Here is a 20,592-nt window from a genome sequence, read left to right as displayed (position 1 = left end):
TAAATCCAGTTTCATATTGATTCATTGAAAAAGAGAGTACTTCATTAGAATTAACCAAGCGATTTCGGGAGGGTGAAAGCCGAAGATAATCAAATGAAGGAAACGCACTTTGGAGAATCTGCATAGGCAGACGGTTATCTACCGTTACTAGATTAAGAGGGTTCATCTTTTGCAAAGAATGAACAATTAGAGTGGTACCGCGGGAAAATCTCGTCTCTGGTGTTTTTTAACACTAGAGACTTTTTTTTTGTTCATCACTCCACTTTGTGTGATCTCATCAATTTAAAGAGCTAAAGCTCTAAAAATCGAAGGAGTACGATTGGCATAGCTAGAGTGGAGGATGAAGAATAGTTGAAAAATAAAGTGAGAGAAGTTACCTTTTAAACAATATAATCAACCATCAGGAGGATATTTATGAACAACAAAGAAATCGTAGCAAAAGCCATTTTTGAAGTGGTAAAAGAAGACCTATCATTAGAAACAGTTACAGAATTATTGGAAAATCCTAAATCTGCCGATCATGGAGACGTTGCTTTTCCAGCCTTTTCATTAGCTAAAGTATACCGCAAAGCACCGCAACAAATTGCGGCTGATCTAGCAGAGAAAATTGGTGGAACAGACTTTGAAAAAATTGAAGTAGTTGGACCTTATTTGAACTTTTTCATGAATAAAAAAATGGTCAGTCAAACAGTCATCGGCCAAATTGCAAAAGAAAAAGGACATTACGGAGATAGTTCGATCGGTGAAAAGGGAAACGTCCCGATTGATATGTCGTCACCTAATATCGCTAAACCAATTTCGATGGGACATCTGCGCTCGACTGTTATTGGGAATTCGATTGCTTTTATTCTTGAAAAAATCGGCTACACCCCGATTCGCATCAATCACTTAGGCGATTGGGGCACTCAATTTGGTAAGTTGATCGTGGCTTACAAAAAATGGGGTTCTGAAGAGGCTGTTAGAACGGCACCTATCACTGAATTATTACGTCTATATGTGCACTTTCATGAAGAAGCTGAAACACAACCTGAACTAGATGAACAAGCTCGTGCTTGGTTTAAACGACTAGAAGAAGGCGATGCACAAGCAACAGAACTATGGCAATGGTTCCGTACAGAATCGTTGAAAGAGTTTGACAAAATATATGCAATGCTGGAAGTTTCGTTTGATTCTTATAATGGAGAAGCCTTCTACAATGATAAAATGACTGAAATCGTTACAATGTTAGAAGAAAAACATTTACTACAAGAAAATCAAGGAGCAGAAATCGTTGATTTATCTGCTTATGATTTGAATCCAGCATTGATCAAAAAATCAGATGGGGCCACGCTTTATATTACACGGGATTTAGCTGCGGCTGTTTATCGCAAACGGACATATGATTTTGCAAAAGCAGTCTACGTTGTAGGGAATGAGCAAAGTAATCACTTCAAACAATTGAAAGCTGTTTTAAACGAACTTGGATTTGATTGGTCTAAAGATATGCATCATATTCCATTTGGGTTGATTACTCAAGGTGGTAAAAAATTATCAACTCGTAAAGGGAAAATTGTTTTATTAGAAGAGGTATTAAACGAAGCAGTTGAACTAGCAAATCAGCAAATTATGGAAAAAAATCCTGATTTGCCAAATCGCGAAGAAGTGGCTAGACAAGTGGGGATCGGTTCAGTTATTTTCCATGATTTGAAAAATGATCGCTTGAATAATTTTGACTTCGCCTTAGAGGAAGTTGTTCGTTTTGAAGGGGAAACAGGCCCCTATGTGCAATATACTCATGCACGTGCAATGAGTATATTAAGGAAAGCTGATTTTACGATTGATGAGACAAAAGAATATGCATTAGATGATAAAGAGAGCTGGGAAGTGATCAAGTTATTGCAAAAATTCCCAGAAGTTGTTATCCAAGCAGCTGATAAATATGAACCATCAGTGATTGCAAAACATGCGATCCAAGTTGCACAAGCCTTTAACAAATACTATGCTCATGTTAAAATTTTAGCTGACGATGAACAAAAAGAATCACGTTTAGCTTTAGTTTATGCCATGGCAACAATTATCAAGGAAGATTTAAGATTGCTTGGTTTACATGCGCCAAATGAAATGTAATCTGATCTATTGATTAAAGATTGATTTAAGAATAATCGCCTCTAATTGTCGTAAATGAATACAACAATTAGAGGCGATTATATTAATTTATCCAAGTTTGTTGCATTTGATCTAATAGATCGATGACGTCTTTTGTTAAAAAAAGTGATTGATTCGGTAATGTTCCTTCGATCATTTTGATCATGTTTGTAATTTCATAATTCAATGCTTCGTTAGTATCACCTGAAATGATTGTTTCCACCGTTCCATCATTAAAATAGACTTTTGCTTCATCTGCGCGTGGGTATTCGTTGATCACAATATACGCTTCTTCAAAAGCTACAATCCCTTGCTTAGGCATTTTTGCTTGAAAACTTAAGGAAACAGTTGCCATTTCCTGTACGTCATTTTGTAGAATCGTTGCTGATTGCTCATCTACACCAGTTGAAAATGGCTGCATAACTGAAGCTATGACCTTAGGCTGAGCAGTAAAGAACCAACGAACAAAAGATACTGCATATGTTCCAATATCCAAAAGAGCACCGCCAGCTAAATCTGGATTAAAGAAGCGATTGTTAGGGTCAGGCTCTTTATAGCTACCAAAAGGTGCTTGAATCATTTTTAATTTACCAAAACGATTCGCATCAATCAGCCTTTTCAATTCGTGATATAAAGGCATATTGAAAATCGTCATCGCCTCGGCCAGTATCAACCCTTTTTCTTCAGCCAATCTTATTGCTACGGTCAATTCTTCACTGTTCATCGTGATGGCTTTCTCGCAAAGAACGTGTTTACCAGCTTCCAATGCTTTTAAAATATGTGAAATATGTTGTCGATTAGGTACAGCAATATAGATAATATCGATCAAGTCGTCAGCTAATAATTCTTCAAATGATCCATAGGCTGTAGAAATAGCATGTTCCTTAGCAAATGTTTGCGCTTTTGTTAAGGTTCTAGATGCAACCGCAGCGATACGGCTGTTCTCTTGGTGGAAACTATTCGCAAAGCTGGCTGCGATATCTCCAAGTCCAATGATGCCCCAGTTGTATTGTTTCATAATGATTCCTCCTAATTTTAGAAGCGGATGGTTTAATCCAGCTACTGAGTAAAGTAATTTTTGGTTGATGCTGAACAAACGTATCAGGTTGGGAAACTCAGTAATTTTATTATACATGAGAAGTTGGAAATGAAGGGATATTTTGATTAGAAGTCTGAAGATGTTTGATTATTTATCGGGAAAAATTGAATGTTTCTTAAAAAAATAGAAATAAGTGATCCAAAGAGATGCATTTTTCGGATATTTTCAGTAAAATAAGGAAAGGAGGCGAAAGTCATGCACCAAATGTATATAGATATTCTTATTGATGCAATTATTGAGCAATTTGAAACAGAAGAAAAATTTTATACAGACTATCTCCAAACCTCAAAAGAAAATTGGGATAACTGGAAAAAAGGTAGAGTCAATTTAACGAGTGAGCAAATGCAAAAAGTAAAAAACTTATTTTCTGATTATGAATGGATGTTGACACAAAAAATATTACGTCAAACCGTTCTGTTCCCAGAAAAAAGAAATATTGCTGTTTCAGAATACAAACGTTTAAAAACACTAATCGCTAAAAAATGGCTGCAATCAGGAGCTGGTATTGCTGAGTTGATTCCATCAAAAGCAAACCATGAAGAAAAAGAACAAGCATTTATTGATTTAAAAGTCACGCTGTCTTACGGTGAATGGGGATTTGATGATATTGTCACTTTCCGATTGCCAGCTACCTTACAAGGACAATTAGAAGGCTCAAAAGTAGAATTGCTTGATTGGGTAAATGAAAATTTGATGGGTACTTACGTTGGTGAATAAGGAAGTAAGGGAGTTTTTTTTTGAAACAAATTTTAGGTATTTTATCGGTTATCATAGTACTAGGTGCTGTAATTTTTGTCTTATTTGGTCATCCAGCCTCAAAAGATAAAAATAATAATACAAATGAGAGCACCGAAGAAACAAGTACAACCGTTTCAACCAGTATATCTACGTCTGAAATACAAATGAAAACATCGACAACTATGACTACAACAGCTATTGATTGATTGTATGAAAAAAAACTGATATAATCAGTCAGCCATTATCCTAAACTAAGAAGGATTAATACGGAAACGAATACAAAACAAAGTAGGGAATGTATGAATAGTCAAAGGTATAAGAAGAAAAAAATAAGAAAAACTAATTTACCAATGCTTTTTGCAGGATTACTGATCGTTGGTATAGCGTTTGTTTTTTCAATCAATGTATTATCAGACAGCTCAAAAACAATAGAAGAAACTGCTCAGCAAAAAGAAGAAGTATCAAAAGAACAGTTTATCGATCGAATAAGCCCTCATGCGAAAGAATTGCAAGCGTCTTATGGTGTTTTACCCAGTATTATTATAGGTCAAGGCATTTTAGAATCAAATTGGGGACAGAGTACTCTTGCTTCAAAGTATAACAACTTATTTGGGATCAAAGCGTATGGAGACCAAAAAAAAATCAATCTTGAGACTAGAGAATACATCAATGAAGAATGGATTGTGATTCAGGGAGATTTTAGAGTTTACAATACCTGGGAAGAATCAATGGACGATCACACGCGTTTATTTGTTAATGGTGTGACATGGAATCCCCGACTGTATGAAAATGTCCTTTTAGCGAAAAACTATAAACAGGCTGCACGCGCATTACAAGAGGCCGGCTATGCAACAGATCCTACGTATGCAGATAAGGTGATTCACGTGATCGAGAGTTATGATCTCAATCAATATGATCATTGATCAATGAAGTAAAAAGGAGTGGTGGGAATGGATGAAAAGTGGGTACCAGAAATTGTTACACCTTTGAAACAAGATATTGTACAAGTACCGAAAGTAATCAAAAAGGCCAGTGGTATTCGGATTTTTGGGAAAAAAATCAAATCAATTATTTTTACGACTGATATTGCTATTATTCGAAACACAGATGCAAACGCAGTAATCGCTGTGTATCCTTTTACACCGCATCCAGCGATTACTAAAAGTATTATTGAAGCCGCAGACATCCCTGTTTTTTCAGGTGTAGGTGGTGGACTGACACAAGGACAACGCTCTGCATATATGAGCTTGTTTGCAGAAGCACAAGGATCGATTGGCGTCGTGTTAAACGGCCCCACACCTATTGAGACCGTAGAGATGGTTTGTGAGGTCGTAGATATTCCAGTGGTCAGTACAGTCACTTCGATTCATACGCCTATCGATGAAAAAATAACAGCGGGTGTTACGATGATCAATATTAGTGCTGGTAAAGACACTGCTAAAACAGTTAAGTTTTTCCGAGATAAATATCCTGAATTACCAATTATTGCAACAGGCGGGCCAACAGATGAATCAATCACTGAAACAATTGCTGCCGGAGCGAATGCAATTACATATACGCCGCCTAGTAATGGTGAGCTTTTCAGTCATAAAATGGACAAATATCGCAGTTTGGAAAAAAAGAATGATCATTAAGATTGTTCGTATTGTGATAAAAATGTAGGAAATGAAACTGATTACAAATAAGGATTCGACAGATACTCTGAGAATTTCAACGGAATTCATTTTTTTCATTGAAATTTTCAGAGTTTTGTACTATTGTATACTAATACAAGAAGCTTATATATGGTCATAATATGGTTGACCGTTTCTACCCAACACCGTAAACGTTGGTCTATAAGTGAAAAAGAGTCTTTGACCTTTTTTGCTTATGCAGAAAAGGTCTTTTTGTTTTTTTATAAGCATCAACCCTATAAAAATTGATGAAGGAGTCGGAAAAAGTGGAAGAATTAGTACAACGAATCAAAGAAGATGGTCGAGTTTTAGGAGAAGGTGTCTTAAAGGTAGATAGTTTTGTTACCCATCAAGTCGATCCTAATCTAATGGAAGCAATCGGCTATCGCTTTGCAGAGGTATTTGCAAAATCGGGTATTACAAAAGTTGTGACGATCGAAGCATCGGGGATTGCACCTGCGCTTTTTGCAGCTAAAAAATTAGAAGTGCCAATGATTTTTGCCCGCAAAGCAAAAAGCTTAACAATGGATGAAGAATTATTGACTTCTTCTGTTTATTCGTTTACTAAACAAGTAACTAGCCAAATTTCTATTTCAAGAAAATTTTTATCAAGCGAAGATAATGTGTTGATCATTGATGACTTTTTAGCGAACGGTCAAGCGGCGAAGGGCTTAGTCGAATTGTGCCAACAAGCTGGTGCAACAGTTGATGGGATCGGGATTGTCATTGAGAAATCTTTCCAAGATGGACGAGATTTATTAGAAAAAATGGACTTACGTGTTGTGTCGTTAGCACGTATTGCCTCATTGAATAATGGTGCAGTTGAATTTCTTGAAGGGGATGCATAAACTTGGAAAGTAAAGGGAATCAAAAAGGACAAATCCAGCAAAGTGAAACTGGAAATGGAAAAGCAGCTGTTTTAGGATTGCAGCATTTATTAGCCATGTATGCTGGAGCAGTAGCAGTACCGTTATTGATTGGAACAGGTTTAAATTTTAATTCCGAACAAATGACCTATTTGATTTCAATCGATATTTTTATGTGTGGTATTGCAACATTGCTGCAGCTGACTGTAAATAAATTCTTCGGTATCGGCTTACCAGTAGTGCTTGGTTGTGCTATACAAGCAGTAGCGCCATTGATCATGATCGGTAGCGATAAAGGAATTGGAGCGATTTACGGCTCGATCATTGCTTCTGGTATTTTTGTGGTCTTAGTATCAGGTATATTTTCAAAAATCAAAAAATTGTTTCCGCCTTTAGTAACTGGAACTGTGATTACTGTTATCGGTTTAACGCTGATACCTGTTGCTGTTGAAAAGATGGGGGGAGGATTAGCTACTGATCCTGCTTTTGGAGATAGTACGAGCTTACTTTTAGCTTTTGTAACAATTGCTTTGATCATTGTGATTCAGGTTTGGGGTAAAGGCTTCATCAAATCAATTGCGGTTTTAGTTGGTTTAGTTGCTGGGACTGTCCTTGCGGCAATTTTAGGTCAAGTTGATTTAGCACCAGTTGGAGAAGCAACATGGTTTCATTTCCCTCAACCTTTTTATTTTGGTACACCGACTTTTGATATTTCTTCAATCATCTTGATGATCATTATTTCGATTGTTAGCATGGTGGAATCAACAGGTGTCTATTTTGCTTTAGGTGATATCACCGGCAAGCGAATTGGGGAAGAAGAATTGAAAAAAGGCTATCGTGCAGAAGGTTTAGCTGTTATTTTAGGCGGTATCTTTAACACGTTCCCTTATACCGGATTTTCTCAGAATGTTGGATTAGTACAGCTTTCAGGAATCAAAACACGACGCCCCATCTACTATTCGGCATTTTTTCTGATCGCTTTAGGGTTGCTGCCTAAGGTTGGCGCAGTTGCTCAAATCATCCCAGAACCAGTATTGGGTGGCGGAATGTTAGTGATGTTCGGTATGGTAGCCGTTCAGGGGATGCGGATGTTATCGAAGGTAGATTATAATAACGACAAAAATTTATTGATCATTGCGATTTCAATTGGTTTTGGACTAGGCTTTAATATGATACCGACATTATTCCAACATATGCCAGAAACGGTAAGAATGTTTACTGGAAATGGGATCGTGATGAGTAGTTTGACAGCAATTATTTTAAATTTATTGTTCAACGGTCTAAAAAGTGAAACGTGAGTCGAGTAATGAGTGTAGAGAAAAACCGGAGTTTGTTTCGGTTTTTCTTTTTTGTCGCTCTATTCCGAACGTTTATATTAAAAATAAATTTAATATTCGATTTTATTTTGACACGCTCTTATTCCATTGCTAAAATAAAGAAGAATAGAATAAGAGAGGGGAATAGTATGTCTGTCATAGTTTCAGTTGTTATGGGAAGTACTTCTGATTGGCCAACAATGAAATATGCCTGTGATTGTTTAGAAGAGTTTGGTATTCCTTATGAAAAGAAAGTAATATCGGCACACCGTACACCAGATTATATGTTTAAATTTGCTGAACAGGCACGTGGACGAGGTGTTAAAGTGGTCATTGCAGGTGCTGGCGGTGCGGCACATTTGCCTGGAATGATTGCAGCTAAAACAACTTTACCAGTAATTGGTGTTCCAATTCAATCTAAAACATTGAATGGATTAGATTCATTACTGTCGATCGTTCAAATGCCAGGTGGAGTACCTGTTGCAACGACTGCGATAGGAAAAGCTGGGGCACTTAATAGCGGACTACTTGCAGTTCAGATGCTTTCCATGTATGATGTAGAGTTAGCAGGGAAATTAGATGCAAAACGTCAATTTCTTGAAGAAACTGTGATGGAAAGTAGTGATGAACTTGAATAAACCTTTACTACCGGGACAAATGATCGGTATTATCGGTGGCGGACAATTAGGTAGAATGATGGCTTTAAGTGCACGAGAAATGGGTTTTCGTGTGGGCGTCTTAGATCCAACTGTCGACTGTCCTGCTGCTCAAGTCGCTGATTGGCATTTATTAGCTGATTATGATGACATCGAGGCTTTAGAAGAGCTGGCTAATCGTTCCCAAGTCTTAACGTATGAATTTGAAAATGTTGATGTAGGAGCATTAGTTCATGTTCAGGATCTAGTAAGCATTCCTCAAGGGACGGATCTTTTGGCTATTACACAAGATCGCTTACTAGAAAAATCTTTTTTAGAATCAAACAACATCGTTATTGCACCATTTGCTACAATTGTAAGTCCGACAGATATCCAAGATGCCATTGATGGTATTGGCTATCCTTGTGTGTTGAAAACAACTCGTGGTGGGTATGATGGTAAAGGGCAGTTTGTTTTATATAGCACTTCTGACTTGGCCCCTTCGATGAATATTCTTAGAGAAGGGACTTGTGTATTAGAAGCTTGGATTCCTTTTGAAAAGGAAATTTCAGTTTTAGTTAGCGGAAATGGCCTTGGAGAGTATACTGTATTTCCTGTTGTTGAAAATATTCATCGGAATAATATTCTACATGAAACGATTGCTCCGGCAAGAGTCGATGAAGAAGTTATTGAGGAAGCTCAACGAATTGCACGTGTGATTGCAGAGTCGATCGATTTAGCTGGTACATTGGCTGTCGAAATGTTTCTGACAAGTAACGGCGGTATATATGTAAATGAGTTAGCACCAAGACCACATAATTCGGGACATTACTCGATTGAAGCTTGTTCTATGAGTCAATTTGATGCCCATATTCGTGGGATTTGCGGTTGGCCGTTACCAGAAGTTGAGCTATTGTCTGAGGCAGTGATGGTCAATATTTTAGGCAATGAGATTTATGAAACGATGGATGTGATTTCTGAAAAGCCGGATTGGCATTTTCATTATTACGGCAAAGCAGAGGCGAAAAAAGGGCGAAAAATGGGACATATCACTATTTTGACCGAGGATATTTTTGAAACACTAGAAGAGGTATATCAAACCAATATTTGGGATTAAAAAGGAGCAAAAAATCGAATGATCGATCGTTATACACGACCTGAAATGGGTGCTATTTGGACAGATGAGAATCGCTACAATGCTTGGCTAGAAGTAGAAATATTAGCAGATGAAGCCTGGGCTGAATTAGGGGATATTCCGAAAGAGGATGTTCAAAAAATCCGTGACAATGCCTCTTTTGATGTAGCGCGCATAGTAGAAATAGAAGCAGAAACGAGACACGATGTAGTGGCCTTTACTCGTGCAGTGTCAGAAACGTTAGGTGAAGAACGCAAATGGGTCCATTATGGTCTAACTAGCACTGATGTAGTGGATACTGCTTATGGTTATTTATTAAAACAAGCGAATGATATATTGCGAGAAGATTTAAACAAGTTTACTGCAATTATAGGTGAAAAAGCGAGAGAGCATAAACATACTGTAATGATGGGAAGAACTCATGGTGTTCATGCTGAGCCAACAACTTTTGGGTTGAAATTAGCTTTATGGTATTCTGAAATGAAACGAAATGTAGAACGTTTTGAACATGCCGCCAAAGGTGTAGAAGCTGGGAAAATTAGTGGTGCAGTAGGAACATTTGCAAACATCTCGCCGTTTGTAGAAGAGTATGTTTGTGAACATCTAGGGATTCGGGCGCAAGAAATTTCTACCCAGGTGTTACCACGAGACCTCCATGCAGAATATCTATCTGCTATGGCTTTAGTGGCGACAAGTATTGAGAAATTTGCGACTGAAATTCGTGGACTGCAAAAATCAGAAACTCGCGAAGTGGAAGAATTCTTTGCTAAAGGGCAAAAAGGCTCGTCAGCGATGCCTCATAAGCGCAACCCGATTGGTTCAGAAAATATGACTGGTCTTGCTCGTGTAATTCGCGGGCATATGATGACAGCCTATGAAAATGTGACGTTGTGGCATGAACGTGATATCTCTCATTCTTCTGCAGAGCGAATCATTATCCCTGATACAACGATCTTATTGGATTATATGTTGAACCGTTTTTCGAACATTGTTAAACATTTAACCGTATTTCCAGATAATATGAAACGAAATATGGAAGCGACCTATGGCTTGATTTACAGCCAACGTGTTTTGTTGAAGTTAATCGATCATGGCATGACAAGAGAAGCGGCATATGACCTAGTTCAGCCGAAAACGGCGTATGCTTGGGATCATCAAACAGCATTTCGACCACTTTTAGAAGCCGATGAAAAGATCACGTCAATTTTATCAAAAGAAGAATTAGACGACGCATTTGACTATAATTATCATTTAAAGAATGTTGATATTATTTTTGATCGCGTTGGTCTATCGTAAACTGAAAAATAGCAGCGGAGTCACATTAGTGTGATCCTGCTGCTATTTTTTTGCTCAAAGCATCTCTATGTAGCTGTCAAAATATTGTTCTATAAAATGAGTTTGCTCAAGTATTTCTTTTTCAGTGATTGATGATTTTTCAGGAATTACGACCCATTTTGTTTCATTATTGTCATTTCTATGAATCACGGCTGTTATCACACCGATAAAATGACTCAATGGATCGGACGTTGCGTTCAGAATATAGGCATCTTGTTCCTCCTCCTCTCCGCCGATCACACCAGCAATATAGCCATAGTTGATTGGATAGATCGTCCCGAATGAATCTTTGTAGCCGATTGGTCGGTCAATTGTTACGTTAACTTTTAATTTCTCCATAGTGTTTTCCTTTTTTTAGTTGAAAAATGACTAAAACGTTAAGCGTTTTAGCCATTGCTCTAGATAACTTCTAGTATTATCAAACTGTAAGTTCTTGAAAATTTCGCATTGGTGCTTTTACTGGAGCTTTCAACATAGAAAGTAAGTGATCAATAAAAAGATAATTACATTCTTGTGAGTTGAAATAGACATGGATACAGTAATTGTTTTTGAAAAAATGTTGCTCATGTATTTGGTGGATCACTAATTCGTTATTAAACTTATTCAGATAGCGGAAAGTTCGTTTCCGTCTTTCTGAATGTCGATGTAGCGCTCGTTTCAAATTTTTAAATGTGTAATAAGAACTATACTGATTTAATTTGTGGACTTCTTCTAATGCTAGTAAATCGTTATATAATTTTGTTCTTTCTTCCGGTACCAGTCCTGCCAAAAATTCCTGCGCCAAATTGTCATAATCGCTAGTCATCCTTGTATTCCCTCCCAAAAATCGTTACTGGAAAAATTAAAATAGTTTTTTTAATCTATTTTTGTTTAGCATATCATTTTTCTTGATAGTTGTAAATGCTTACAAGCTTTTTCTGTTTTCCACATTCGTTAGCTGATTTCCAAAAAAGGTCTAAATACGAACGTTCTTTATTTTTATGCAAATTAATGTTAACGAAAAGTTGACTGATAGTTTAACTCTTGTTAAACTGTAAACAAGTTAAATACGAACTATTTTAGTTTTATTTTAAAAAATGTACGTAAGGAGCGTTGTGTACCGTGAAACCAAAGTCTTTGTTATACGAAGGGAAAGCGAAACGATTGTTTGAAACAGATGATCCACAGATTTTATGGGTAGAATATCTAAATCAAGCAACGGCTTTGAATGGCGCTAGAAAAGATGCTATGGATGGAAAAGCCAGTTTGAATAATGAAATTACCGCTCTCATTTTCGAACAGCTAAAGCGAGCAAATCTTCAAAATCATTTTATTAAGAAAATATCAAAATGCGAACAATTAGTGGAGAAACTAGAAATAATTCCTTTAGAAGTGGTAATTCGAAATATTTCCGCAGGCAGCTTTGCGAAACGTTTGGCAATACCAGAAGGTAAGCCTCTTGAATTTCCAGTCTTAGAATTTTATTACAAAGATGATGATTTAGATGACCCATTTATCAATGACGACCACGTTAAAATTTTGAACCTTGCATCGAATCAAGAAATTGAGAGAATAAAAAATGAAGCTTATAAGATAAATAAAGCACTGAGCATTTTGTTTGAAGCAATTGATATCCGGTTGGTGGACTTTAAAATAGAGTTTGGCAGACGAGCAGATGGGACAGTTTTATTGGCAGATGAAATTACACCTGATACTTGTCGTTTGTGGGATAAACAAACAGATGAACATCTAGACAAAGACGTTTATCGCAGAAATTTAGGAGATCTTGTTCCAGTCTATCAAGAAGTTCTTAATCGTTTAAACAAAAGGTTTGATTAAAAATAAAGGAGAATCGACGATGATGTATGATGTGAAAATTTATGTTACGTACAAAGATTCAGTACTAGATCCACAGGGTGAAGCAGTCAAAGGAGCTATTCATCGACTAGGATTTGATGAGATTGATGCTGTTCGGATTGGTAAGTATTTTGAAATGAAGGTAATGAAAACAGATCAACCGATTAAAGGCGTCATTGAAGCCATTTGTGATAAGTTGTTGGCCAATGTCAATATGGAAACCTATCGATATGAAATCCAGGAGGAAAGATAAGATGAGATTTGCAGTACTCGTTTTCCCAGGATCAAATTGTGACATGGATCTACTATGGGCGGTCAAGGATATTTTAGGTGAAGATGCTGAATATGTTCGTCATGATGCAGACAGCTTGGCTGGATTTGATGGCGTGCTGATTCCAGGTGGATTTTCGTATGGAGATTATCTTAGATGTGGTGCGATTGCTCGATTCTCAAAAGTCATTAGTGAAGTGATCCGTTTAGCAGATGAAGGAAAACCAATTTTTGGTACCTGTAATGGCTTTCAAATATTGACAGAAGCAGGACTTTTACCTGGAGCTTTACTTCGCAATGAATCGCTTCATTTTGTTTGTAAGACAACGCGTCTAAAAGTCGCAAATAATCAAACAAACTTTACCTCAGAATACCAAGAAAATGAAGTGATTGAACTCCCTGTGTCTCATGGAGAAGGGAATTATTATTGTGATGACGCAACTTTGAAGCAATTAAAAGAGAATCAGCAAATCGTTTTTACTTATGCGGATGAAAATCCTAATGGCAGTCTTGCAAATATCGCAGGCATCATTAATGAAAAAGGGAATGTTTTAGGGATGATGCCGCATCCAGAGCGCGCAGTCGAACGTTTGTTAGGATCGGATGACGGGCTACGCTTTTTCAAATCAATTGTAAAAAATTATGGAAAGAGTAGGGCAGATGCATGATGAAAGGAAAAGAGCCAACACCACAAGAAATTAAAGAACAACGCATTTATGCTGAATGGGGATTGACCGATGAAGAATATCGAATGATTGAACAAGATATTTTAAAACGTATGCCAAATTATACGGAAACAGGACTCTTTTCTGTCATGTGGAGTGAACACTGTTCCTATAAAAACTCAAAGCCCGTGTTAAGAAAATTTCCTACATCAGGTCCTCAAGTCATACAAGGACCTGGCGAAGGTGCTGGAATTGTAGATATTGGCGATGGTCAAGCAGTTGTTTTCAAAGCGGAAAGTCATAATCATCCTTCAGCTGTTGAACCGTATGAAGGAGCAGCAACGGGTGTTGGCGGCATCATCAGAGATATCTTTAGTATGGGCGCTAGACCGATTGCCATTTTAGATTCGCTACGTTTTGGGGAGCTAACCAACCAGCGAACCAACTATCTTTTAGAAGAAATTGTAGCAGGGATCAGTGGGTATGGCAATTGTATTGGCATTCCCACAGTGGGCGGTGAAATAGCTTTTGATCCATGCTATGAAGATAATCCTTTGGTAAATGCAATGTGTGTCGGGTTGATCGCTCATAAAGACATCCAAAAAGGCCAAGCCAAAGGAGTTGGAAATGTGGTTATGTATGTTGGTGCGAAAACAGGACGCGACGGCATTCATGGCGCAACATTCGCTTCAGAGGAATTTGTAGCAGGCGAAGAACAACAGCGCTCGGCCGTTCAAGTCGGTGATCCGTTTATGGAAAAACTATTGCTTGAAGCATGCTTAGAGTTGATCTTAGAGCATGCGGATATTTTGGTGGGCATTCAAGATATGGGTGCTGCAGGATTAGTCTCATCAAGTGCGGAAATGGCTTCTAAAGCAGGTTCTGGTTTGATTTTAGAGTTGGATAATGTGCCTCAGCGTGAAACAGGAATGACGCCTTATGAAATGATGTTATCAGAATCACAAGAACGGATGTTGATTTGTGTAGAAAAAGGACATGAAGCAGAAGTCGTTGCGCTTTTTAAAAAATATGAATTAGATGCTGTCTCAATTGGCATCGTTACAGATGATGGATTATATCGCTTAAATCATAACGGTGTTGAAGTCGCAAATTTACCAGTCGATGCATTAGCAGAGGATGCCCCTGTGTACAATAAGGAGCGAAAAGTACCAGCAAGAATTGAAAAATTTGAGAAACAGGCTGATTTTCATCCAAACATTCTCAATGGTACAGAAACATTATTACGTTTATTACAGCAGCCGACAATCGCGTCTAAAAAAATGATCTACGAAACCTACGATGCCCAAGTACGCACCAATACTGTTGTATTACCAGGGAGTGATGCAGCTGTTTTACGCGTACGTGGAACGAAAAAGGCGCTTGCGATGACAACGGATTGTAATGCTAGATACCTTTATTTAAATCCAGAAATCGGCGGGCAAATTGCTGTGGCGGAAGCCGCAAGAAATATTGTAGCTAGCGGTGGACAACCCCTAGCTATCACAGACTGTCTAAATTATGGATCACCGGATAAGCCAGAAGGTTTCTGGGAGCTTTGGACTTCAGCTGATGGCATTGCTAAGGCTTGTGAAGTATTGGAAACACCAGTAATTTCAGGAAATGTTTCTTTATACAATGAGACCAATGGTAAGGCTATTTACCCAACACCAGTAATTGGCATGGTTGGTTTGATCACAGATTTATCACATATAACAACGCAAGAATTTAAACATGCAGGTGATTTGATCTATCTGATAGGTGAGACAAAAGCCGATTTCAATGGCAGTGAGCTACAAAAAATGATGTTGGGTTTTATAGAAGGTAAATTGATGGATTTTGACTTATCGATTGAAAAAGATATTCAGCAGTTTGTATTAACGGCAATCAAAGCTGGAGTGATTGAAAGTGCCCATGATTGTTCAGAAGGCGGTTTAGCAATCGCATTAGTTGAATCGGCCTTTAAAAATGAATTTGGTATGGATGTTGCTGTAGATACGCCAACAGCACTACTATTTTCTGAAACGCAGTCAAGATTTATTGTATCGATCAGGCCGGATAATCAAGCGTTGTTTGAAGAAATGAGTCAAAGAAATGCACAGTTCCTTGGAAAAGTAACAGATACAGGCGTAATTGAAATTCAAACAAATGATCAAAAAATCAGTATCATGACGCAAAAGGCCAAAGAACTATGGGAGGAAGCAATTCCATGTCTTATGAAATGAAAAGTTTAAATGAAGAATGCGGAATTTTTGGCATTTGGGGACATCCAGATGCCGCACGGGTGACATACTTTGGTTTGCATAGTTTACAGCATCGAGGCCAAGAAGGTGCGGGAATTGTTTCTAATAATGAAGGGAAATTGAATGGCTATCGAGGGCTAGGATTGCTTTCAGATGTTTTTAAAGATGATCGTTCATTCGCTTCGTTAAGCGGAAATTCTGCAATTGGTCATGTTCGATATGCAACTTCTGGAAATGGAAGCGTGGATAATATTCAACCATTTTTGTTTAAATTTTATGATGGTGCATGTGGTTTAGCTCATAATGGTAATCTGACCAATGCGAAAAGCCTTCGTAAAGAATTAGAACAAGAAGGTGCGATTTTTCATTCTAACTCAGATACCGAAATTTTGATGCATCTCATTCGTCGTAGCAAACAAATAACATTTATTGAACAACTAAAGGAAAGTTTACGAACGGTTAAAGGCGGTTTTGCCTACCTGCTGATGACTGAAACAGCTATGATCGCAGCGCTTGATCCTAATGCTTTTCGACCGTTATCTCTCGGACAAATGAAGAATGGAGCGTACGTGATTGCTAGTGAGACTTGTGCATTAGAAGTTAGCGGGGCAGCCTTTGTCTGTGATGTTGGACCAGGTGAAGTGGTCATTATCGACGATACGGGTTATAAAATAGAGAAATACACAGATGATACTCAGTATGCGATTTGCTCAATGGAATATATTTATTTTGCTAGACCAGATTCAAATATTGCCGGAATGAATGTGCATACAGCACGTAAAAATATGGGGAAACGCTTGGCTAAAGAAGCACCGATCGAAGCCGATATGGTGGTTGGAGTACCGAACTCATCATTATCAGCTGCGAGTGGTTACGCTGAGGCAAGCGGTATTCCTTATGAGATGGGCTTAGTGAAAAATCAATACATTGCACGCACCTTTATCCAACCTACTCAGGAGTTGAGAGAACAAGGCGTTAGGATGAAACTATCTGCAGTTCGTGGTGTAGTAGAAGGTAAAAGAGTGATCATGGTAGATGATTCAATTGTTCGTGGCACGACAAGCCGTCGTATTGTGCAGTTACTTAAAGATGCAGGAGCAAAAGAAGTTCATGTACGAATTGCGTCTCCGCCGTTGAGGTTTCCCTGTTTTTATGGTATTGACATCCAGACAAGAAAAGAATTGATTGCAGCTAATCACTCGGTAGCTGAAATCAAGAAGTTGATTACTGCTGATTCATTAAATTTTTTAAGTGAACAAGGCTTGATTGAGGCGATTGGATTGAACTATGATGCGCCTTATTCAGGACTGTGTATGGCTTATTTCAATGGAGACTATCCAACGCCATTATATGATTATGAGGAGAAATACCAAGCATCTTTGAAAGAGAAGATCAGTTTTGTCTAGTCAGAAAAACGATAGAAAACTAATCTTTATCAAGATAAAACGAGCCTGCTCAGTTTTCTAAATAAGGAGGAACTATGATGGCAAATGCCTATGCAAAAGCTGGAGTTGATGTACAAGCTGGTTATGAAGTGGTGGAAAGAATCAAAAAACATGTCGAACGAACGGAACGTGCGGGTATGATGGGCGCGCTTGGCGGTTTTGGCGGTTGTTTTGATTTAAGTGTGGTGGATGTGAAGGAGCCCGTATTGATTTCAGGAACAGATGGTGTGGGAACCAAATTAATGATTGCGATCCAAGAAAATAAACATGAGACGATTGGGATCGATTGTGTGGCGATGTGTGTAAATGACATCGTTGCTCAGGGCGCGGAACCGCTCTATTTTTTAGATTATATTGCGACAGGAAAAAATGTACCAGAGCGTTTGGAATCTGTGGTTGCAGGCATTTCTGAAGGATGCATCCAAGCAGGTGCAGCGCTGATTGGCGGTGAAACAGCTGAAATGCCAGGGATGTATCAGGATGATCATTATGATTTAGCTGGTTTTGCTGTAGGGGTTGCTGAAAAAAGTCAATTAATCACGGGAAACAAGATTCAAGAAGGAGACGTTCTTCTAGGATTACCTTCAAGTGGGCTTCATTCAAACGGTTATTCACTTGTACGTAAAATTTTCTTTGAAAGCCATCGATTGACTGGAGAGAGCGCACTACCAGAACTCATGGGGAAAGTATTAGGAGAGGAATTACTGATCCCAACTAAAATTTATGTAAAATCATTACTCCCACTGATCAAACAGGAACTAGTGAATGGAATCGCCCATATTACAGGAGGCGGTTTTATAGAAAATATTCCAAGAATGCTTCCAGATCATTTGTCGGCAGAAGTGAAATTAGGAAGTTGGCCGCAGTTGCCGATTTTTACTGCATTGGAAACATACGGAGAAATTCCAGCTATGGAAATGTATGAGATTTTCAATATGGGAATAGGCATGGTTTTAGCTATTTCCCCAGAAAAAATTGATGCCGTTCAAATGATGTTAACTAAATGCGATGAACCAAGTTATATTCTCGGCAAGATAACGGCTAAATCGAAACAATCGATTGTGTTTAAAGAGGTGTAAAAATGAAGTTAGCAATATTTGCTTCAGGAAATGGCAGCAACTTTCAAGCAATTGTTGAAGCGTCAAGAGCTGGCTTGATTGCTGCTGAAATTACGTTATTATTTTGTGATAAAAAAGATGCTTATGTGATTCAGAGAGCTAGAGAATTATTGATTCCAGTTATTTCATTTTCACCAAACGATTTTGAATCAAAAGCACTATATGAAGCTGAAATCCTTCATTTACTTGAAGAAGAGCAAATCGATTTAGTTGTTTTAGCAGGTTACATGAGGATCATTGGCCCAACTTTGTTAGAAACTTTTTCAAATCGCTTGATCAATATACACCCTTCACTATTACCTCGTTTTCCTGGTCTTCATGGGATCAAAGATGCTTTTTGTAGTAATGTTTCTGAAACAGGTGTGACGATTCATTATGTGGATGATGGTGTTGATACAGGTCCGATCTTAGCACAAGAAAAAATCTTGATTGAACCAACTGACACTCTTGATTCTTTAGAAAGAAAAATTCATAATGTAGAGCACAGGCTATATCCGAGTGTCCTAGCACAGCTTATTCAAACAAAACAGGGAGAGAAATCTGAATGATAAAAAAAAGAGCATTAATCAGTGTGTCAGATAAAACAGGCGTAGCAGATTTTGTCAAAGGCTTGGCGAAACAGGGAATCGAAATTATTTCAACAGGTGGTACAAAAGCGATGCTTGAACAAGCAGGTATTCAAACAATTTCGATTGAAGAAGTGACTGATTTTCCAGAAATGATGGACGGTCGTGTTAAAACCTTACATCCAAAGATTCATGGTGGTTTACTTGGTCGTCGTGATTTGAGTGAGCATATGGAGGCTATGGAAAGACATAACATTCAGCCGATTGATTTTGTTTGTGTCAATCTCTATCCGTTTAAGAAAACAATCTTAAAAGAGCATGTCACCCGAGAAGAAGCAATTGAAAACATTGATATTGGTGGTCCAAGTATGTTACGCAGTGCCGCTAAAAATTACCAATCTGTCACAGTCGTCGTTGATCCAAATGATTATGATGAGGTATTATCGGAACTAGCCAGCGCAGGAGAAACAACCCTTCTTACAAGACAGAGGTTGGCTGCAAAAGTCTTTCGACATACAGCTGCTTATGATGCTTTGATTGCAGAATATTTAACTGAAGCAGTAGGAGAAAAAGAACCAGAAACACTAACTTTGACATATGATTTAAAACAGAGCTTGCGTTATGGGGAAAATAGCCATCAAAAAGCGGCATTTTATCAAAATGCTCTGCCACTTTCATTTTCGATTGCCAGTGCGAAACAATTGCATGGGAAAGAATTATCTTATAATAACATCAAAGATGCAGATGCAGCTATTCGTATCTCTAGGGAGTTTGACCAACCTGCAGTAGTAGCTGTTAAACATATGAATCCTTGTGGAGTGGGAATTGGTGAGACGCTTGATAAAGCGTATCAATATGCTTATCAAGCAGATCCACTCTCAATTTTCGGAGGGATCGTTGTTTTAAACCGTGAAGTTGATCTAAAAGTAGCTGAAAAGTTGCACCAATTGTTTCTAGAAATTATTATTGCCCCAAGTTTCTCGGATGAAGCACTTACAATTTTAAGTAGTAAAAAAAATCTACGATTGTTGACGCTTGATTTTTCTAAGAAATCTCAAGCGATAGAAGATGAAAAAGTTTCAGTCTTGGGTGGACTACTAATCCAAGATCAAGATATTATGAAAGAAGATGTCGAAAAATGGCAAGTTGTAACGAAAAGAAACCCAACAAGTGCTGAACGAACAGCGCTGGAATTTGCATGGAAAACGGTCAAACATGTTAAAAGCAATGCAATCGTTGTTGCCAACAGTCAGCAAACGCTTGGGATTGGTGCAGGCCAAATGAATCGCGTTGGTTCTGTCCAAATAGCCATCAAACAAGCAGGAGAAAAAGTGGAGGAAGCTGTTTTAGCGAGTGATGCATTTTTCCCAATGTCTGATAGCATAGAGTATGCTGGCAAACAGGGAATCAAAGCAATTATTCAGCCGGGTGGTAGTATCAAAGACCAAGAATCAATCGACATGGCAGACAAGTATGGTATTGCGATGGTGTTTACTGATAATAGACATTTTAGACATTAAAAGGAGAAGCA

21 protein-coding genes, 1 riboswitch and 1 other annotated feature are annotated in these 20,592 nt (G+C 38.0%); of the genes, 18 read left to right on the top strand and 3 right to left on the bottom strand.

Annotated features, from left to right (window positions below; translation table 11 throughout):
- Positions 1 to 15: 15 nt before the first annotated feature.
- Positions 16 to 221: a binding site (T-box leader), on the top strand.
- 193 nt (positions 222 to 414) lie between these two features.
- Positions 415 to 2,106: an arginine--tRNA ligase gene (argS, locus tag BCR24_RS12465; protein ID WP_069640847.1), complete on the top strand. Its 1,692-nt coding sequence runs from the start codon at positions 415 to 417 to the stop codon at positions 2,104 to 2,106.
- An 82-nt stretch (positions 2,107 to 2,188) separates the two neighbouring features.
- Here argS and BCR24_RS12460 read toward each other — a convergent pair whose 3' ends face one another.
- Entirely contained in the window at positions 2,189 to 3,142 is a 954-nt protein-coding gene (locus BCR24_RS12460; RefSeq protein ID WP_069640846.1) for a Gfo/Idh/MocA family protein, read from the bottom strand.
- 276 nt (positions 3,143 to 3,418) lie between these two features.
- On the opposite strand from BCR24_RS12460, the gene BCR24_RS12455 reads away from it, so the two are divergent.
- From BCR24_RS12455 to purB, 9 genes are all read left to right on the top strand, one after another.
- Positions 3,419 to 3,940, top strand: coding sequence for a hypothetical protein (locus BCR24_RS12455; protein WP_069640845.1), 522 nt, complete (start codon positions 3,419 to 3,421; stop codon positions 3,938 to 3,940).
- 20 nt (positions 3,941 to 3,960) lie between these two features.
- Positions 3,961 to 4,167 carry a hypothetical protein gene (locus tag BCR24_RS12450; RefSeq protein WP_069640844.1) on the top strand — a complete coding sequence of 69 codons (207 nt, stop codon included), beginning with the start codon at positions 3,961 to 3,963 and terminating at the stop codon, positions 4,165 to 4,167.
- Positions 4,168 to 4,260: 93 nt separating this feature from the next.
- On the top strand, positions 4,261 to 4,884 hold the full coding sequence (locus BCR24_RS12445) for a glycoside hydrolase family 73 protein (protein WP_069640843.1): 624 nt from the start codon (positions 4,261 to 4,263) through the stop codon (positions 4,882 to 4,884).
- 27 nt (positions 4,885 to 4,911) lie between these two features.
- On the top strand, positions 4,912 to 5,595 hold the full coding sequence (locus BCR24_RS12440; protein WP_069640842.1) for a beta/alpha barrel domain-containing protein: 684 nt from the start codon (positions 4,912 to 4,914) through the stop codon (positions 5,593 to 5,595).
- Between the two features lie 124 nt (positions 5,596 to 5,719).
- Positions 5,720 to 5,817, top strand: a riboswitch (purine riboswitch).
- A gap of 83 nt (positions 5,818 to 5,900) precedes the next feature.
- Positions 5,901 to 6,482, top strand: a complete 582-nt coding sequence (locus BCR24_RS12435; RefSeq protein ID WP_069640841.1) for a xanthine phosphoribosyltransferase — start codon at positions 5,901 to 5,903, stop codon at positions 6,480 to 6,482.
- 2 nt (positions 6,483 to 6,484) lie between these two features.
- Positions 6,485 to 7,798, top strand: coding sequence for a nucleobase:cation symporter-2 family protein (locus tag BCR24_RS12430; RefSeq protein WP_069640840.1), 1,314 nt, complete (start codon positions 6,485 to 6,487; stop codon positions 7,796 to 7,798).
- 167 nt (positions 7,799 to 7,965) lie between these two features.
- Positions 7,966 to 8,454 carry a 5-(carboxyamino)imidazole ribonucleotide mutase gene (purE, locus tag BCR24_RS12425; protein WP_069640839.1) on the top strand — a complete coding sequence of 163 codons (489 nt, stop codon included), beginning with the start codon at positions 7,966 to 7,968 and terminating at the stop codon, positions 8,452 to 8,454.
- Positions 8,438 to 9,568, top strand: coding sequence for a 5-(carboxyamino)imidazole ribonucleotide synthase (gene purK, locus BCR24_RS12420; RefSeq protein WP_069640838.1), 1,131 nt, complete (start codon positions 8,438 to 8,440; stop codon positions 9,566 to 9,568). The genes purE and purK overlap by 17 nt, the downstream gene beginning before the upstream one ends.
- Before the next feature lie 18 nt (positions 9,569 to 9,586).
- A complete protein-coding gene (gene purB, locus BCR24_RS12415; RefSeq protein WP_069640837.1) occupies positions 9,587 to 10,882 on the top strand; it encodes an adenylosuccinate lyase in 1,296 nt (431 codons plus the stop codon).
- A 54-nt stretch (positions 10,883 to 10,936) separates the two neighbouring features.
- On the opposite strand, the gene BCR24_RS12410 is transcribed toward purB, so the two are convergent.
- Both BCR24_RS12410 and BCR24_RS12405 read right to left on the bottom strand, forming a co-directional pair.
- On the bottom strand, positions 10,937 to 11,260 hold the full coding sequence (locus tag BCR24_RS12410) for an inorganic pyrophosphatase (protein ID WP_069640836.1): 324 nt from the start codon (positions 11,258 to 11,260) through the stop codon (positions 10,937 to 10,939).
- Between the two features lie 79 nt (positions 11,261 to 11,339).
- A complete protein-coding gene (locus BCR24_RS12405; protein ID WP_069640835.1) occupies positions 11,340 to 11,726 on the bottom strand; it encodes a hypothetical protein in 387 nt (128 codons plus the stop codon).
- A gap of 296 nt (positions 11,727 to 12,022) precedes the next feature.
- On the opposite strand from BCR24_RS12405, the gene purC reads away from it, so the two are divergent.
- The 8 genes from purC to purH all read left to right on the top strand — a co-directional run bounded on the left by purC (position 12,023) and on the right by purH (position 20,581).
- Positions 12,023 to 12,739 (top strand): phosphoribosylaminoimidazolesuccinocarboxamide synthase, encoded by a 717-nt coding sequence (gene purC, locus BCR24_RS12400; protein ID WP_069640834.1) that lies wholly within the window; start codon positions 12,023 to 12,025, stop codon positions 12,737 to 12,739.
- A 22-nt stretch (positions 12,740 to 12,761) separates the two neighbouring features.
- Entirely contained in the window at positions 12,762 to 13,010 is a 249-nt protein-coding gene (gene purS / locus BCR24_RS12395) for a phosphoribosylformylglycinamidine synthase subunit PurS (protein ID WP_069640879.1), read from the top strand.
- A 1-nt stretch (position 13,011) separates the two neighbouring features.
- Entirely contained in the window at positions 13,012 to 13,695 is a 684-nt protein-coding gene (purQ, locus tag BCR24_RS12390) for a phosphoribosylformylglycinamidine synthase subunit PurQ (RefSeq protein WP_069640833.1), read from the top strand.
- The gene (gene purL, locus BCR24_RS12385) at positions 13,692 to 15,914 is read left to right on the top strand and encodes a phosphoribosylformylglycinamidine synthase subunit PurL (RefSeq protein ID WP_069640832.1); all 2,223 of its coding nucleotides are present in this window, start codon (positions 13,692 to 13,694) and stop codon (positions 15,912 to 15,914) included. Before purQ ends, purL begins: the two co-directional genes overlap by 4 nt.
- Complete coding sequence (purF, locus tag BCR24_RS12380; protein WP_069640831.1) at positions 15,899 to 17,338, top strand: amidophosphoribosyltransferase; 1,440 nt, start codon at positions 15,899 to 15,901, stop codon at positions 17,336 to 17,338. The genes purL and purF overlap by 16 nt, the downstream gene beginning before the upstream one ends.
- Before the next feature lie 77 nt (positions 17,339 to 17,415).
- Positions 17,416 to 18,456, top strand: a complete 1,041-nt coding sequence (gene purM / locus BCR24_RS12375) for a phosphoribosylformylglycinamidine cyclo-ligase (protein WP_069640830.1) — start codon at positions 17,416 to 17,418, stop codon at positions 18,454 to 18,456.
- Between the two features lie 2 nt (positions 18,457 to 18,458).
- Entirely contained in the window at positions 18,459 to 19,043 is a 585-nt protein-coding gene (gene purN / locus BCR24_RS12370) for a phosphoribosylglycinamide formyltransferase (protein ID WP_069640829.1), read from the top strand.
- Positions 19,040 to 20,581 carry a bifunctional phosphoribosylaminoimidazolecarboxamide formyltransferase/IMP cyclohydrolase gene (gene purH, locus BCR24_RS12365; RefSeq protein WP_069640828.1) on the top strand — a complete coding sequence of 514 codons (1,542 nt, stop codon included), beginning with the start codon at positions 19,040 to 19,042 and terminating at the stop codon, positions 20,579 to 20,581. Before purN ends, purH begins: the two co-directional genes overlap by 4 nt.
- Positions 20,582 to 20,592: the final 11 nt, after the last annotated feature.

This window comes from Enterococcus ureilyticus (assembly GCF_001730315.1).
Classification (GTDB): Bacteria; Bacillota; Bacilli; order Lactobacillales; family Enterococcaceae; genus Enterococcus_L; species Enterococcus_L ureilyticus.
The sequence above is the reverse complement of the archived record's forward strand: the minus strand, read 5'-3'. Positions and strand labels throughout refer to the sequence as shown.